The 16340-nt window shown below is 56.6% G+C and carries 16 protein-coding genes; 2 read left to right on the top strand and 14 right to left on the bottom strand.

The window, feature by feature from the left end; translation table 11 throughout:
• Positions 1-35: 35 nt before the first annotated feature.
• From occP to IEI95_RS00275, 3 genes are read right to left on the bottom strand one after another with little or no spacing between them, the layout of a single operon-like run.
• Positions 36-824 carry an octopine ABC transporter ATP-binding protein OccP gene (gene occP, locus IEI95_RS00285; protein ID WP_070149169.1) on the bottom strand — a complete coding sequence of 263 codons (789 nt, stop codon included), beginning with the start codon at positions 822-824 and terminating at the stop codon, positions 36-38.
• The gene (gene occM, locus IEI95_RS00280) at positions 817-1554 is read right to left on the bottom strand and encodes an octopine ABC transporter permease OccM (RefSeq protein WP_070149170.1); all 738 of its coding nucleotides are present in this window, start codon (positions 1552-1554) and stop codon (positions 817-819) included. Before occM ends, occP begins: the two co-directional genes overlap by 8 nt.
• Complete coding sequence (locus IEI95_RS00275) at positions 1554-2267, bottom strand: ABC transporter permease (RefSeq protein WP_156538716.1); 714 nt, start codon at positions 2265-2267, stop codon at positions 1554-1556. Before IEI95_RS00275 ends, occM begins: the two co-directional genes overlap by 1 nt.
• Before the next feature lie 149 nt (positions 2268-2416).
• On the opposite strand from IEI95_RS00275, the gene IEI95_RS00270 reads away from it, so the two are divergent.
• The gene (locus IEI95_RS00270; protein ID WP_060718061.1) at positions 2417-3319 is read left to right on the top strand and encodes a LysR family transcriptional regulator; all 903 of its coding nucleotides are present in this window, start codon (positions 2417-2419) and stop codon (positions 3317-3319) included.
• A gap of 22 nt (positions 3320-3341) precedes the next feature.
• Here the strand turns inward: IEI95_RS00270 and traR (IEI95_RS00265) are convergent, their stop codons facing one another.
• The 9 genes from traR (IEI95_RS00265) to IEI95_RS00225 form a co-directional block, all read right to left on the bottom strand.
• Positions 3342-4046: an autoinducer-binding transcriptional regulator TraR gene (gene traR / locus IEI95_RS00265; protein WP_114387043.1), complete on the bottom strand. Its 705-nt coding sequence runs from the start codon at positions 4044-4046 to the stop codon at positions 3342-3344.
• A gap of 120 nt (positions 4047-4166) precedes the next feature.
• On the bottom strand, positions 4167-5633 hold the full coding sequence (gene gtfA, locus IEI95_RS00260) for a sucrose phosphorylase (protein ID WP_156538717.1): 1467 nt from the start codon (positions 5631-5633) through the stop codon (positions 4167-4169).
• A 44-nt stretch (positions 5634-5677) separates the two neighbouring features.
• Positions 5678-7339 carry a Na/Pi cotransporter family protein gene (locus tag IEI95_RS00255; RefSeq protein ID WP_060718059.1) on the bottom strand — a complete coding sequence of 554 codons (1662 nt, stop codon included), beginning with the start codon at positions 7337-7339 and terminating at the stop codon, positions 5678-5680.
• Positions 7340-7521: 182 nt separating this feature from the next.
• A complete protein-coding gene (locus IEI95_RS00250; protein ID WP_060718058.1) occupies positions 7522-8277 on the bottom strand; it encodes an inositol monophosphatase family protein in 756 nt (251 codons plus the stop codon).
• 10 nt (positions 8278-8287) lie between these two features.
• Positions 8288-9064, bottom strand: coding sequence for a glycerophosphodiester phosphodiesterase family protein (locus tag IEI95_RS00245; protein ID WP_060718057.1), 777 nt, complete (start codon positions 9062-9064; stop codon positions 8288-8290).
• Between the two features lie 64 nt (positions 9065-9128).
• Positions 9129-10235, bottom strand: a complete 1107-nt coding sequence (locus tag IEI95_RS00240) for an extracellular solute-binding protein (protein ID WP_060718056.1) — start codon at positions 10233-10235, stop codon at positions 9129-9131.
• 46 nt (positions 10236-10281) lie between these two features.
• A complete protein-coding gene (locus tag IEI95_RS00235; RefSeq protein WP_060718060.1) occupies positions 10282-11115 on the bottom strand; it encodes an ABC transporter permease in 834 nt (277 codons plus the stop codon).
• A gap of 11 nt (positions 11116-11126) precedes the next feature.
• A complete protein-coding gene (locus tag IEI95_RS00230; protein ID WP_060718055.1) occupies positions 11127-11987 on the bottom strand; it encodes an ABC transporter permease in 861 nt (286 codons plus the stop codon).
• A complete protein-coding gene (locus tag IEI95_RS00225; protein ID WP_060718054.1) occupies positions 11984-13063 on the bottom strand; it encodes an ABC transporter ATP-binding protein in 1080 nt (359 codons plus the stop codon). Before IEI95_RS00225 ends, IEI95_RS00230 begins: the two co-directional genes overlap by 4 nt.
• A 234-nt stretch (positions 13064-13297) precedes the next feature.
• On the opposite strand from IEI95_RS00225, the gene IEI95_RS00220 reads away from it, so the two are divergent.
• Positions 13298-14449, top strand: coding sequence for an ROK family transcriptional regulator (locus IEI95_RS00220; RefSeq protein WP_194415629.1), 1152 nt, complete (start codon positions 13298-13300; stop codon positions 14447-14449).
• Positions 14450-14481: 32 nt separating this feature from the next.
• Here IEI95_RS00220 and traR (IEI95_RS00215) read toward each other — a convergent pair whose 3' ends face one another.
• Positions 14482-15186 carry an autoinducer-binding transcriptional regulator TraR gene (gene traR / locus IEI95_RS00215; protein WP_194415626.1) on the bottom strand — a complete coding sequence of 235 codons (705 nt, stop codon included), beginning with the start codon at positions 15184-15186 and terminating at the stop codon, positions 14482-14484.
• Between the two features lie 447 nt (positions 15187-15633).
• Entirely contained in the window at positions 15634-16287 is a 654-nt protein-coding gene (locus tag IEI95_RS00210) for a HutD/Ves family protein (RefSeq protein WP_194415624.1), read from the bottom strand.
• Positions 16288-16340 lie beyond the last annotated feature (53 nt).

The following is a 16340-nucleotide window of genomic DNA, read 5'->3' as shown; positions in this document are numbered from 1 at the left end:
GTTTCCTGGACACGCGAGCCGTGACGAATTGATCGTCAGTGGGATGTACCGCCGTCGCGCCGCAGGAATTGCCGGAAGCGATCCGTGCGGGGGTGGGCGAACATTTCGGACGAAAGGCCTTCTTCGGCGATGACACCTTGGTGCAAGAAGACTGTGCGCGATGAAACATCGCGGGCAAAATCCATTTCGTGAGTGACGATCAGCATGGTTCGGCCCTCGGCCGCCAGATCACGCATAACCTTTAGAACTTCACCGACGAGTTCCGGATCAAGAGCCGACGTGGGCTCATCAAACAGCATGACATCCGGTCGCATCGCCAGGGCACGGGCAATTGCTGCACGTTGCTGCTGGCCGCCGGACAGCTCGGATGGGTAGGCATCGCGCTTGGAGCCAATACCAACGCGCTCAAGCAATGCCTCAGCCTCATCGCGGCACGACTTCCGGTCACGGCCCTGAACATGCAAGGGCGCTTCCATAACATTCTGGAGTATCGTCAGGTGTGACCAGAGATTGAAGCCCTGGAAGACCATTGCGGCCCGCTCCCGGAGCCTGTTGACCTGCTTGATATCCTTTGGACGAGCGGGCCGGCCGGCTCGATGCTCCAGGGCAATCTCTTCGCCCATGATCGCAACGCTTCCGGCATTCGGGACTTCGAGCATATTGACGCATCGCAGAAGCGTCGACTTGCCAGAGCCCGACGAGCCGAGGATCGAGATCACTTCTCCCTCGTTGGCCGTCAGCGATACACCGTGGAGGACCTCCAGGTTACCGAAGTTTTTCCTGATGTCTGTCAGCTGAACAGCTGGGCGAGCAGGGTTAGGCATGGATTTCGCCTTTTCGATCGACGGGATCGGACGTGCGTCTCCCTTTGCGTCGCTCGGGCCACAAAGCCCATTCGAGCAACGTGAAGAGACGCGCAACGATGAAGTTGAGGATGAGGTAGATTGCGCCGGCACAGGCAAAAACCTCGACGGTGCGATAGCTTTCCGAGATCAGTTTCGCGGCAATTCCGGTGATTTCCATGATGGTGATGGTGGACGCGAGAGACGTCGACTTGACCATCAGGATCACTTCATTGCTGTAGCCTGGCAGCATCTGGCGTATCGCCTGCGGGATGACGATCCGCCGGAACAGTTTTACCCTGCCCATACCGCAGGCTTTGGCGGCTTCAATTTGACCTGCGGGCACGGAGAGCAGTCCGCCTCGCATGATTTCGGCACTGTAAGCAGCCGTATTCAATGCAAGCGCCGTCATCGCGCACCAATAGGCATCGCGCAGGAATGGCCAGATGAAACTATGCCGAAGCTCCGGAAACTGGCTGAGGCCATAGTAGATGATGTAGATCTGGACGAGGAGCGGCGTGCCGCGAAACGCGAAAATGTAGAACCGCGCTGGCAGATCAAGCCACCAGCGGCGCGACACACGCATCAGAGCCAATCCGAAAGCAAGGACCGTACCTGCCGCAACCGAAAAAACCGCGAGCTTGAGCGCGAGCGGAATACCGGCCAGCAAAGCAACGAAGGTCTGCCAGAGGAATGCGGGATCGAACGGCATCACACGCCCCTCCGCAATCCGCGCATTGAGCGCGCCTCAGCCAGGCGGAAAGCCTGTCCGGAGACAAAAGTAATAGACAGGTAGAGTGCTGCAGCAGTGAGATAGAAGCTGAACGGCTGGCGCGTCGACCCCGAACCGACCTGCGCCTGGCGCATCAGTTCGACAAGGCCGATTACCGAGATCAGTGCGGATTCCTTAAGAACCAGCTGCCAGACATTGCCAACACCCGGCAATGCATACCGAGCCGCCTGCGGAAGAACGATCCGGCGGAACAACAGGAAAGAACCCATGCCGTACGCTCGACCTGCCTCGACTTCTCCCTTGTGGAGCGCCAGAACCGCGCCGCGCAGTACCTGGGTTTGATAAGCTCCGGAAACAACGCCGATGGCAAGCGCGCCGATCAGAAACGACGGAGCTCCAACGAAACCGCTACTTCCGAAAAGTGAGGCAACACCGGAAATGACGGAGCTCGATCCGAAGTAAAACAGATAGATGATAAGCAGGTCCGGAATGCCACGAAGCGCTGTCGTGTAAGCGGATGCCGTTGCCTGAAGAGCGCGCGAGCTTGAAAAGCTTGCGGCGGCACCAAGGCAGCCGAAGACAAGGCCGATTGCGAAGCCGCTGAATGCCACGGCGACCGTCATCCCGGTCGCTTTGAGCATATCATAGCCCCAGCCGTCAGGGCCGAAGCCCATGAGTTGAAAATAATCCATATCGTTCCCTGCGCGCGACCGATTAGCCGCACGTCTGACCCCGGTTGGTCCGGAAGAGTTGTCATTTATGAGTTCAGGTTTACATTCGACCCGCATTAGGTCAAATTCATAATGGATAGGCGAGAATAAGCAGATGTTATGGTGAGGCTATGAACCTAAGGCAGGTTGAGGCATTTCGGGCCGTCATGTTGACTGGGCAGATGACAGCGGCAGCAGAGCTGATGTTGGTGACCCAGCCAGCCGTCAGCCGGCTTATCAAGGACTTCGAGCATGCAACCGGGCTTCATTTGTTCGAAAGGCGCGGAAACCACATAATTCCCACACAGGAGGCGACGACCCTCTGGAAAGAGGTCGACAGGGCATTCGTCGGGCTCAATCACATTGCCAACCTTGCGGCCGATATCGGCAGACAGGCGGCCGGCACCCTTCGCATAGCTGCGATGCCTGCTCTGGCGAACGGCCTTCTGCCACGGTTTCTCGCTCAGTTCCTGCATGACAAACCAAACCTGCAAGCGTCATTGACAGGCCTTCCTTCCACCATGGTCATGGAGGCTGTCGCTTCCGGCCGGGCCGACATTGGCTATGCCGACGGCCCTTCGGATCGTCCCGGCTTTCTTCTGGAAACCCGTTCGCTTGCTGCAATCGTTGCTGTTCCGATGGGACACAGGCTCGCCGGTCTCGAGCGGATAACTCCTCCGGACCTGGCTGGCGAACGGATCATAAAGCAGGAAACTGGCACACTCTTCGCCATGCGAGTTGACGTCGCTCTTGGCGGCATCCAACGGCGACCCTCTCTCGAAGTGAGCCTGTCGCATACGGCACTCAGTCTGGTCCGAGAAGGGGCGGGAATTGCAATAATCGATCCCGCCGCAGCCATCGAGTTCAAAGACAGGATTGTGCTGCGGCCTTTCTCGATTTTCATCGATGCAGGGTTCCTATTGGTACGTTCAAACAACGCAGCACCTTCGACCATAGTGGATCGTTTCGCGACCGAATTCTGGAGCTTCCACGATGACTTGATGTCACAAAACGGTCTGATGTGTTCGGCGTGAATCCCGCAAAGGGGACAAGTGTTCAAATCAGTTTTCTTTTGATCGCGAGCGCGGTGAGATGAGCTTTGCTGCGGACGTCGAAGCGCTTCATGGCCTCGCGAAGCTTGACGCGGACACTATTGTACTTGACCTCTTCCACGTCTGCGATCTCCTCCATCGTCTTGCCGACGGCAATCCATCTCAGATAGGTCGCCTCTTTCGGATCGAGCCATGCGGCATCTTCAGCGGTGGGCGTGATCCGAAGGAAGGAGATGCGGGCATGGAGCTGCCCGACGGCCGCCGCTGCTGCAACCGCATCGATCTCCCGATCAAGCGGGATTGCCGTCCTCTCCGACGCCAGCGTGAACATCGACATCGAACCGTTGGCGGTCCTGATGGGGATGGTGATGCCGGAGCGGATGCCAAAATCGGCCGCTTGTGCATAGAAGGCGCGTTCTTCCTCCGATAGCTTCGGCCTCTCCTGTTCGCCAGACCAGGCGAAGACCTGCTTCCTGGATCTTGCGCGTTTGACGACCGGGTCGAGAGCGTCGAATTTCTTGTCGAAGTAGAGCGACCGCCAATCGTGATGATAGTTGGTCACGGCGATGATGTGCTTGTGCTGGATGTGGAGATAAGCATAGCCGGTGAAGCCGAAATGGTCGGCGACGTCCGCCAGCCCTGTTTTGAGGATGCACCCATCGCCCTCAATTGCCGTAAGATCGGTCAGCTTGTCCAGCCAATGCTGCATTCTCTATCTCCTTCTAGGTGTCGCCAGTATCCTCGTCGTCGCTGTTCGTCCGACAGTATATCGAGGACATCGATGGCTGAACTTTAGATGGGATGTGGCTTCCCGGTCTCACCAGGTTGCTCATGCGATCGCTCCTGAGAATGTGAAATCGTAGCAGCCTGAAGCCGTGATCGTTGCCTTGCCTTGAGAGAACGAAACTACTAGTTGAGCAAACTCGGTGTTGAGATTCCAGCTTAAAACAAGGCTTCCGGTGTCATCGGTTGCTACCTCGAACGATCCATTGAAGGCCGGATGGGTGTTACGGAAGCGGATCAAGTCCGACAGTCGTTTGACGAGCGGCGATTCAAGAGCGAGATCAATTTCCCGGTCTTCGTAAAAGTGCCGATTGATGTCACGCCCGACGCCCGTCTTTCCCAGCAATTCCATGTCATTGATCCCGCCCAGGAGGCCGACGTAATAGACTTGCGGGATACCGGGTGCGAAAAACTGGATTGCGCGGGCGATGAGGTAGTCGTCGTCGTTACGGCCGAGCGCGTCGTAATAGGTGCAGTTCACCTGATAGAGGTCCAGGTTAGAGGCTGCAGCGCCTGTTGCCAAACGGCTCTGTCCCTCTGAGCGCCTGTGAATCTCCTCGACCAGATGGTCGATTGCCTGCGGTTCCAAAAGTCCGGGTCGGCCATCACTGTGCGCGCCGACATCGATGACGCCGATCCCGTCGTGAGTGTCGAGGACGGTGATTGCGTTGTGAGGGCTGATCTCCAGCCAACGCGCCAGCGCTGTCGCATCGCCCGTGAACAATGAATGCAATATCAGTGGCGGCAGCGCAAAATCGTATACGCGGTCAACCTTGCTGGCGATTTCGATCTGGTCACGATAGTAGCTGTGAATTTCGACAAGAACCTCCATCCCGCGATCCCGTGCCTTCTCGGCCAGCTTGGCAAGGAAGGCATAGGTCTCATCAATCATGAAGCAACTGGTTCCGGCCTTCTTGATCGCGTAGCCGGCGGCATCGAGGCGGATTGCCGTCACGTTGGCTTCAGCAAAGCGATCGAGGATAGTCTCCAGGTATAAAGCGCCATGGGCACTGTGGACATCGATGTCGATCTGTTGGGGGGTGAATGTGGTCCACAGCATCCGCTGGCTGCCATCTGCAAGCGTGGCCTTTGAAAACGGCAGCCCAGGGCGTGGCCGATAGATATTCAGGAGATCCTGCTCGCTGGCACCACGGGGAAAGACCTTGCCAAATGTCATGAACATGTCTGCGAATTCTGAATCAGATCCTTTTGCGATGAAGTCCTGGAACCAGCTCGATTGCGCCGAGACATGGTTGACAATGAGATCGGCCATGATCTCCACGGAGCCGGCGAGGGCGCGAACATCATCCCAGCTACCGAGGCGAGGATCGACAATCGTGTGATCGGTGGGATCGAACCCGGCATCAGCGCCGTCGATCGGGTTGAAGAAAGGCAAGGCATGGACGCCGCCGAACAGGCCTTGTAGCCTCCCGTCGAGCAAAGCTCTCAACTCGGGGAAACCACCTCCGCTTAACCGGTCGACGTAGGTGATAAGTTGTACACTGTTTTTCATACGGTCTCTTCGTCTGGGGCCCTCCACTGAGGAGGGCGCATGGGTCATTGGGGTCTTTCAGTTGAACTGCCGGTGATGAGACGGCTTTCTCCAAGCAGACCCTGTTCGTCCATGATCGGATGCGCAACGGAAACGATATGGGCGTTGATGCGTTTGAGATCACGCAGGATGTCGAGATGAAGGGAGCTGGTCTGCAGGCTTTCGGTCCGTCCGTCACGCAATCGTTCGAGGTGTCGCTCCGAAGACCGTTTCTCCATGTTGCGGACCTCGATCTTCCTCTCCATCAGTTGTCTCGCGAGGTTGACGTCGCGCGTGATGAGGATCGTTTGCGCGATTCTGAGATTGTCGATGGTCAGCTGGAAAAGTTGCTGGAGCTCGGCAAAGCCATCTTCGGAGAACTTGAGGCCGTGCCCGATCTTCTTGGTGACTTCAGTCAGAAGACCCCTCTCGATGATGTCGCCGATGTGTTCGAGGTTGATGGCATAGTCGATAATGACAATGGAGCGGCGTCCCTCCTCCTCGGACAGTCCGGTCCGCCCGAGCTTGGAAAGGTAGACCTTGACCTCCTGCTGCAGCCGATCGACCTGGCGTTCGAGCAGAGGAATTTCCTTGAGTCTGGCGGCATTGTTCTGGTCGAACGCATCGGAGACCTTCAAAAGCATCCTTTCGATCAGGTCTCCAACCCCGAGCACCTCACGGGTCGCGCTGGTCAGGGCGACCAGCGGTGTCGAAAGTGCCTCGTGATCAAGGAATTTGGGCGCGCTCTCATTCTGCGTTTGTTCCGGAATGAGGATAGTCATCCAGCGCGCTAGCAATCGCGAAAAGGGCCATGCAAGCAGTGCCAGGGCGATGTTGAAGGCCAGATGCGCATCGACTGGTAGCTTGGCGTAGGGGAGGGGCAACATCGAAAGCCAGTCGGCCAAAATGTCGGCCGCAGGCAGAGTGAGCACGCAGCCTATCGCCCGAACGATCAGATTGCCCAACGTGACGCGTCTGGAGGCTGCCGGCCCCGACAGAGCGGCAATCACCGGCGGGATCGCGCCTCCCAGATTAGCCCCCAGAACCAGCGCGACAACAAGGCCACCAGACAGAAGGTCGGTAGAAGCCAATGACAGGATGAGGACGACCGCGGCAAGGCTTGAGGATGACACAAATGCGATCACTGCGGCAAAGATCATCGCGACAGGCCACGCGTTGTTGAGCAGCCCGATGAATGCTCCAAGCGCCTGAGAATGGCGTAAGGGTTCGGTCGCTGCGCTGAGAAGATGCAACGAGAGCAGCATCAGCGCGATACCTATGATTGCCGTGCCGGCGCCCTGGCGCGTGGTCGAGCCCCCGCGATAAAGAACGATGCCCACAAGCAGCAGGAACGGCGAGACCCACTCAATGCCAGTGGCAACGATCCAGGCTGTGACGGCTGTCCCGACATTGGCCCCAAGCAAAACGACCTGCGCCATGCGCGGCTTGATCAGCTCCCGCTCGACGAATGATGAGACCATCAATGCCGTCGCCGTGGAGCTTTGGAGCGCCACGGTCGCAACAAGACCGGAGAGGAACGACCGGGTGCTGCTTCTCGTCCCAGTGGCGAGGCCGGTTCGCAACTTTGACCCAAGTGCGCGCGATGCCCCGTCTTTCACCTGGGCGAGGCCGAACAGTAGCAATGCCACGGCGCCGGACAGGTTTATGATGACGATCAGTGATTCCAATTCTGACTCCGCAACTGAAAACAGGCCAGTCCGTGGGCCTTCAATGCAGTCAAATCAAAGTGCCGGTGGGCAAACCGGGAGGAATGCTGCCCACCGGCGGCCCGCCCACACCGCCGCGCGGGCAGGTTACCCGACATATCATGCACGGTTGTCATTCTGCCTTGAGACCGGCAGTCAGCCGGCTAGAAACAAGGGGCGACGACGCGGTGAATGTCCTCGGTAGCCGCGACGATATTCTGGCCGGCTACCTCGTGCGATCCGCTGGTTACCACAAGAAGGCCTGCTTCTTCGCAGATGACGGATCCTGCGGCGATGTCCCAGATACTCGTGTTCTTTTCGACATAGCCATCGGTCATTCCAAGTGCCGCGAACCCAAGACCGACCGTTCCACACCGATATTCCGTCACTCCCCATCCTGCCTCTCTCAGTGCGAGCTCGACCTCGGCAACTTCTCTGGCGGGCCAGCGAACACTTTCACCGACAGAGGCGAGACGGACGGAAGGGAAGTCGACCCTTCTTTGGTAGGGAGCGCCATTTTTAAAGATGCCCGCCCCTGTCGCGGCACCAAGTCGTAATCCAAGGCACGGATAAGCGATAACGCCGACACGGGATAATCCGTTCTCCACGAAGCCGATTGAAACTCCCCAGAGCGGGGAGCCGCGCAGGAAGTTCACCGTGCCATCTATGGGATCGATAGACCAGAATGCGTCCGATCCGCCTCCGCCCATCTCTTCTCCCATCACGTGGTCGTCGGGAAACCATGTAACAAGCGTCTCTCGAATAAGTGCCTCGACGCGCCGATCCGCTTCCGAGACAAACTCGCTTGCCGTCTTCTCCTCCGCAACGAATTGGCCACGCTCGTGAAAGAGCTGTAGAGCCAACGCCGCAGCCTCGGTCATGATCGTGTTTGCCGCATCCAGGCGTTTGAGATAATCCATGGTTTGACCTTCAATGCGCGTCAAGAAGGTCAGGGATATCAGTCGAAATGGTTTGTGCTCCAAGATTAAGCAATCTCCTGGCAACGGGCGGATCGTTAACGACAGAAACCGCAAATTCAATGCCGCTGTCCGCCAGCACCTTCATTGCTTCGTCGTCCAGCACGTCTTTCGTGACGTGAAGCAACTGGCATTTTGTCTCGTTGAGTAGCGCAACCGGATCCTTTGGAGGAATGCATACAAAGTATGCCCGTGGCACGTCAGGCAGGATGCGGGCGGCAGCGTGGATCGAGCGAATGGAGAAACTTCCGACAAAGAGTCGTTCGCGATCTTTCGGCCACAAGGCTTTTAGCACATTGAGCGCAATCTCCGCAGTTTCGATGTCGTCGCCCGGTGTGGGCTTCAATTCAAGCTGCAAGCCGACGTCAAGGTCGAGAACGGTCTCGATCAACTCCTCGAGCGTTGGAACCTGAATGCCCGAGAATTCCTCGCCAAATGACGCGCGGGCATCGAGACGTCGGATCTCTTCAAACGTCATGCCTGCGACAAAACCCTTGCCATTCGTTGTGCGGTCGACAGTATCATCATGGATGATGATCGGCTTCTGATCACGCGTCAGTTTAACGTCGACCTCAACCCATCTGGCGCCTTTTTCAACAGCAGCTCTGATCCCTGCAAGCGTATTCTCAGGCGCAAGGCGAGGTGCGCCGCGATGGGCGATGATGGGTTCGGGAACAACGAAATGGCGGCCAGTGTCTGTTGCGCGTTTGAGCGCCGAGCTCTGAGACATGGAAGATCCTTGCTTATACGAAAAAAGGACGCGAAGAGCGGCTGAACCGCCCTTCGCTCATCGGTTACTGAAGGGTGACGTTCTTGATGAATTCGTTTTTGATATCGTCACTCAGCGGCTGGGCTGCCCAGGTGAAGCTGGCCTTTCGCTGCGCGGCAGGAACGAGCGCTGCGCTGCTGTCTGCATCCGTATTTTGCGGGACCGAGCCAAATTCCTGAGTGAATTGAGTTTGGGTCTTCGCACTGGTCAGCCAGTTGATGAAGACAAGGGCTGCAGCCTTGTGCTTTGCATTGGCCGGTATGAACACGACGTTGCCTCCGCCGGGCATGCCGAAATCAGGGACGTAAACTTTAATAGTCTTTGGCACTTCACCCCTCTTCTGGAGCGCAGCGATATAGTCCTCCCATCCCGCGACGATCGTGAATTCCCCCGAGGTGAGCCGGGTCACGCTGTCTGCATAAGACGCGGTTATCACGAACTGGTCTTTTCTCTTGTTGAACCAGTCCCACGCCGGCGCGAACTTTTTCTGTATCTCTGAGTTGGTCGTTCCGGCGGTATAATCCACATCAGGCGCAAATTGGCGCACGACACCCTCAATGAACGCTGGTCCTGCGCCCCCGTTTTCAACGTTGAATCCGAGTTCTCCGGGATGATTTTGCAAAAACGCCGAGAATTGGTCGAGCGTACGCGGAAGATCGGCTTCCTGGGTCCTGGCGGAATCATAGGCAATGACCGTCTGGTTGCCCCAGAACGCCACTGCATATCCCTTGCTATCGGTGCCCTCGATGGAATAGCGAAGTTTGGCGGCCTCGGGCAGTTGCTTGCTCAGCGGCCCATAGAAGCTGTCTTCAGGGAGTTTCTTGATTTCCTTGCCGGCGGTGGAAAGGACGTCGATATCGCCCTCGGCGCGTCCCCTTTCGGCAAGGAATTTGTTCATGTTGGCTTTCGAATCTCCATCGGGGATCGTCACTTTGATCCCGTATTCAGACTCGAATTGCTTCACCTGTTCGCGAAACTTTGCTTGATTGAACCAGTTGAACCAGGTGAGTTCACCCTCCTTCTTTGCCTGCGTGACGATTTCATCCCACGACATCGACTTCAAGTCCTGTGCCTGGACCGGCACGCTCATCGTCAGTACCGCTACACTTATTGCGGCGAGTTTCTTCAGCATCGCACTTTACCTCCCGTTTGGATTGACTTGCTGTTGGACACCCTCGTCATCCCTTGCCGGTGATTGCCGCTGGGTTATTGCTTGCGAGGAAGCGTTCGACGAGCAGCATCAGAAGGACGTTGGGGACCACGAGGATCAGGGAAACGACCGCGGCATTGGGTCGAATGAAGTTGTAGCCAAGATAAGAGTAAAGAATCGTCGGGACTGTCGTGAAATCCGGTGCGCCAACAATATAGGCGATGCCGAATTCTTCGATTGAGAGGATGAAAACGATAATAAATGCAGCGATCAGGCCAGGTTTAATAATTGGCATATAAGCTATGCGGAATACTGCAATGCGGGATGCGCCCATGTCGCGTGCAGCATCGATGAGGTCCTGTCGAATAAGCGACAACGACACCGTCAGAATGCGGATCGCATAAGGCAGCAGAACAACCGTGTGTCCGATCAGAATACCCAGGAACCTCGAATAGAGCCCGAGATTTATAAGCAGCGACGAGAAGAAAATTGCGACCACAAAACCCGGCAGGACGAGCGGCAGTAGCGTCAGCGCCTGCAACACCGGCTTTCCCGGAAATTCCAGCCTGCCGAAGGCGTAGGCCGTGGGTAGAGCAAGGACGAGAGTAATCGCGGCAACGCAAGGGGCCAGCGTATAACTGTTTCTCAGCGCCTCCGGCAGCGCCGTGGTGTTCCAGACCTCAATCCAGCGTGAGAAGGAAAGTACCGGCGGCAAAACGTCAGGATAGGCCCATGGATGATTGACATCGACAAGCGACCACAGGGCCGCCATTGCAAAGGGCAGGAGAAGCCAAACTGCCCCGACGATAATGACGGTTGCAACAAGAAGGCGGTTAAGCCAGTGATGGTTCTTGAGGTACATGCTCGCCATCGTCATGCCCTCCCAAGACGGGATAGAAGCTGCGCAACACCAGCCAGCAGGATTGCCCCGAAAAGAGAAAGGGCCATCAAAAGCATCGCGACGACTGCCGCAAGGTTCCATCCGTCAGCGCTTGCGTCCTGTGTCCGAAGCATCAGCTGCGCCAGCGAGTTGATGGTGGTCGGTCCGGCAACGACCTGGAAGGAAAAGTCACCGGCAGCTCCGATGAAGATGAGGACAAGAGCCGCCTGCAAAGAGCGTATTGTGAGTGGCACGATGATCTTTCGGAACCGGTCCATAGCGCCTGCGCCCAGATCTCGGGCAGCATTGAGAATGTCATCCCCGATGGCCTGAACCGCACCGGTGAGAAGAAGCAGTGCAAATGGCATCTGCTTCCAAACCTGAAGGAATATCACGCCGATGCCATAACTGTCGTTTTGCATTCGGATCGGCCGGGCGACGATGCCGAGCTTCACCAGCGCGAGATTCAAAAATCCCTGAAATGAGATAAAGTTGATAAACAGGAAAGCGGCGACAAGCCCGTGAACGAGCAGTGGTGCTTTCAGAACAGCACTTATCACTCCGGATCCGAGAAACGGTTTGCGAAGCCATAATGCAAGCGGATAGGCAACCGCAACTGCAAGGACTGAACTGATGATTGCAATCCGGGCGGAATACCAGAAGGCGCGCCAGACCTGGCCGTCCGACAGCATGGTCTGCCAGAACCGAAGGGAAAATCCGCTTGAACCAGCAAAATTCAGGAAGCCGAACGATTGTGAGACGGCCATTCCGATGACGACGCTGGTGAATACGAGGATGACGCCAAGACCGGGAAGAAGGAGAAGATAGGCCTGCAGACTGTTGCGGAGGGTCATTCGACGGCCTCCTTCAGGAAACGGATCTTCTCCGGCGCAATCTCGAAGCGGTATGTGGAAGCTTCGTTGATGGATGACTGTCCGAGCACCTGAATTCGGAAAGTGCTCTCCTGTTTTTCCGGAGCAGCGACTGTGAGGTCAGTGAGGTTGCCAAGGAAGCTGCGAGTTCGGACCTCGAAGGAATAGATATTGGCGCCCGGGCCATCGTCCGGGCGACTGACGGCATCTTCCGGTCGCCAACTGGCGTAGACACTTTTAGCCACTGGCGGCGTTTCCGAAGCGATCAAAGTCTCGCCAAGCGGCGTGGTCGCTCGATAGTGACCGGTCGCGTCGTCCCGTCCGGTGACATGAGCAGCCATTATGTTTGCCGTCCCGACGAAGTCGGCGACAAAGCGGTTGACCGGCTGATAGTAGACCTCGTTCGGTGTGCCACTCTGTTCGATCTTTCCTCCGTTCATGACCACCACGAGATCGGACATCGCCAAAGCCTCCGATTGATCATGTGTGACATAGACTGCAGTGAAACCATGGGTTTTCTGAAGTTGGCGGATCTCGAAACGAACCTGATCGCGAAGCCGGGCATCGAGATTGGAAAGCGGTTCGTCAAAAAGGATGACGCCTGGTCGCACGGCCAAAGCACGCGCGAGCGCGACACGTTGCTGCTGTCCGCCCGACAGTTGGCCGGGTAGCTTGCTTAGTTGAGTTTGGAGTGACACTTGTGCAGCGGATTCGGCCACGCGCTTCTCGATCTCGGCCTTTGGTGTCCGCTTTTGTCTCAACCCGAAAGCGATGTTCTCAAACACCGTCATATGCGGGAACAACGCGTAAGACTGGAAACACATCGCGGTGTTCCTCCTCTCCGGAGAAACGCCGGTCATATCGTCGCCATCGATCCCGATCCTTCCATCGTCAAGATCGATGAAGCCGGCAATGGCGCGCAGTAGAGTGGTCTTCCCGCAGCCGGAAGGTCCGAGCAGCGTTACGAACTGCCCTTGCTGAGCTCCAAACGTTATCCCCTTCAGGGCTTCATAAGACCCAAATCGGATCCTTGCATTGGCCACATCGAGTACGCTCATTTGTCCTCCCAGACTGGTAATTCCTTTATAATGCGTTGTGTATAATAAAAATTAGCGCCTGAAATGCAAATGAATTTTCGATCATATTGCCGATATTTCGCGCAAGCTACGAAATCCATTGGATAAAAATCTCTGAAAGGATACCGGTGTCCAAGGCGACTTGAAACCTAGGTATGTTTCACATACGCTGCTTATAATATTCGAGTTGGAGCAACGTAAGAAGGCAGTTGGAGAATGGCGGACAACTCATCCTTGGTTCCGGTCAGTCCGCAGAAGGCTTTCAGCAAGCCCCTCTCGCAAAATGAGAGAATGATCCTCGAGATCATCCGACGAAATAACGGGATAAAGAGATCGGCGATTGCGTCGATGACCAATCTTACCCAACCGTCGGTCCACCGGATCATTGATAGCCTGATTGAGAGCAGCTATCTGATTTTCGGGGACACCGTCATTGAAGGGCGAGGCAAGCCAAGCAAGGGGCTTCAGCTTAACGCCAGGGCAGCTTACTCGATCGGTATTTCGGTGAACACTGACAGCGCCTCGTTTTGTCTCTGCGATCTGCGCTGCAATGTCATCCACGAAGAAATACTCGACATCCCTCCTACTAATCGTTCCCGAACTCTGGTGCTCCTTAAGGAGCGTGTCTGGCGGGCGATGAAGTCTAACGATGTGCCACGTGACAAGCTTGTTGGAGCGGGCTTCGCGATGGCGGGTTTTTTTGTTGGCCGGGATCACTACTTCAATGCACCGGAGCCGCTCGCTGATTGGTCCCTGGTCGATCTCCAAAGCGAACTGGCCGCGCTTTTTGAGGTGCCGATCTGGACCGAGAACAATTGCACAACAGGCGCGGTGGGCGAAGCCATTTTGGGTGCCGGCCTGACCTATCCGACGTTCGGATATCTCTCTTTCAACTATGGTTTTGGGGCAGGCGTGGTCGTTGACGGGAAACCCGTATTCGGATCTTTCCGCAACGCGGGCGAGATTAGCCGCATTTACACGACGGAGGAAGGCGTGCATCGACCAGCGCTAGGAGAGCTGTTGCTGCGGCTGCAGCAACGAAATGTCTCCATAAACGGCATCCGGGAGCTACGCCGGCAGTTCGATCCGGACTGGCCGGGAGTGCGCGAGTGGATCGAGGAGATATCGCCGTACCTCAACCGCGCCATCGATGCCATGTGGGCTGTTATCGATCCCGCCGCGATCGTCTTCGGAGGCGAGTTGCCGAGAGGATTGGGTGAGCTTCTGCTGGATGTCGCCCCCACGCCGCGCATTATCCGCATGAATGCGCCGGCCGAGTGCCCGAAGATTCTTCTGAGCCAGATCCAGGGGGATCCCGCCGTGATCGGCGCGGCGCTAATCCCGCTGAAGGAGCAATATTTCAACTGATGACCCTCCATCGATCCCCACAAACGTTCCAATCAGATGAGCTTCCTTCGAATTGCGAGGGCGGTGAGATGCGCCTTAGAGCGGACATCGAAGCGCTTCATGGCCTCGCGGAGCTTGACGCGGACGCTGTTGTACTTGACCCCCTCGACATCAGCGATCTCTTCCATTGTCTTGCCGACGGCGATCCATCTCAGATAGGTCGCCTCTTTCGGATCGAGCCATGCTGCATCTTCGGCGGTGGGCGTGGTGCGAAGGAAGGAGATGCGGGCATGGAGCTGCCCGACGGCCGCCGCTGCAGCGACGGCATCGATCTGCCGATCGAGGTCGATCGCCGGCTTTTCCGACGCCAGCGTGAACATCGACGTGGAACCGTTAGCGGTCCTGATGGGAATGGTGATGCCCGAGCGGATGCCGAAGTCGGCCGCTTGTGCATAGAAGGCGCGTTCTTCCTCCGATAGCTTCGGCCTCTCCTGTTCGCCCGACCAGGCAAAGACATGCTTCATGGATCGCGCGCGTTTGACGACCGGGTCGAGCGCGTCGAATTTCTTGTCGAAATAGGTTGATTGCCACTCGCGGTGATAGTTGCTCACCGCGATGACATGCTTGTGCTGGATATGGAGATAGGCGTACCCGGTGAAGCCGAAATGTTCGGCAAGGTCGGCAAGGCCATTATTCAGGATGCACTCGTCGCCCTGAATTGCGGCAAGATCGGTCAGCTTTTCCAGCCAGTGCTGCATTCCACATCTCCATTTGAGCGATGTCGGGATCTCGCCCTTTGCTATGTGACCCAACAGATGGTCGACCTCCAAGGTGTTAGGAACGCATTAAGGGGTCTGCTAGCGCGCACTGATCCCGACACCATCACTCTGGTTCAGATGTGTCAGGGTCTGACAATCGCGAGAGTCGCGCTATGATGTCGGTCCCACGTTCGATGCCTTTTCGTTCTGAGGCGGGCGAGGACTTGGGGTCGCCTGTCGCCGTGTCGTTCTCTGCCCGCTTCGATATGGGAAGGCGTTCGTCTGACTTTACGAAAACGCAAGCCGCAACGACCGCCTTGATGCCGAGCGGTCGGTAGTTGGTAGTAAGATCTGGCTGGCTTCGCAGGTCGTTCGAAGAGAACTGATTCTTTTGGATGTCGCTGTCCATTTGCCTCCCTTTTCGCGGGTCTTTATCCCGTATTGCCTTCAGCCCATCGCGCGGTGAAGCGGGCGGCCGAGGTCAGGTTCATCGTCGAGCGGCTTCGCGAGGCTCTTTCTTCGCGAGGAGTCGTTCTCATAGGGGATAAGCTCGACAATGAAGATCACAGCGTACCTGCCAAGCGGACGAAGTGTAATTTCACTGGATGTCAATATGACGAGATCGAGAGGTTGAATTTCAGCTTTAGGCTGAAGAACAATATAGGGAGAATTACCGATCAGCATCGTTGTGCCAGCACCGGGCTGGATCGAAATCGTGTCGTCGATGACGCGACGCTGCACTCTGTGCGTGAAGCGTCCTCGTCTACTCATCACGTTCAGATCTGTAATCGGCCCATTCAACAAGCGACCGTTTATTCCCAGATCTGCAGCGAAGGAAAATGGTTCGCTACCGCGCTGTAACTCGTTCGTCGATCCCGTTTCGGCTACGAGTTCGAGACCGTCACCATCAAGGAGACTGAGCGTTCGATCAATGTCGGGGAAGATAGAAAAGGGGCCGTCGGCCGCCACTTTTGCAATACTGACACGCCAATCGAAATCGTTGACCGAGGCTCCGGGAGGATGCACGGCAACCTCAAGCGTTTCGCCACCACCGTTCTTCCATGGCATCGAGTGATAGTCGCCCTTTGGGATAATCTGCATACTTCGTCTCCTCGCTTCGCGGAGGGCCGGTTGGCGACCCCCCGCTGGCGGTT

The organism is Agrobacterium vitis (assembly GCF_014926405.1).
In the GTDB taxonomy this organism is placed as follows: domain Bacteria; phylum Pseudomonadota; class Alphaproteobacteria; order Rhizobiales; family Rhizobiaceae; genus Allorhizobium; species Allorhizobium vitis_H.
Note: the sequence above shows the minus strand (reverse complement) of the source record. Positions and strands in the feature narration are given on the sequence as shown.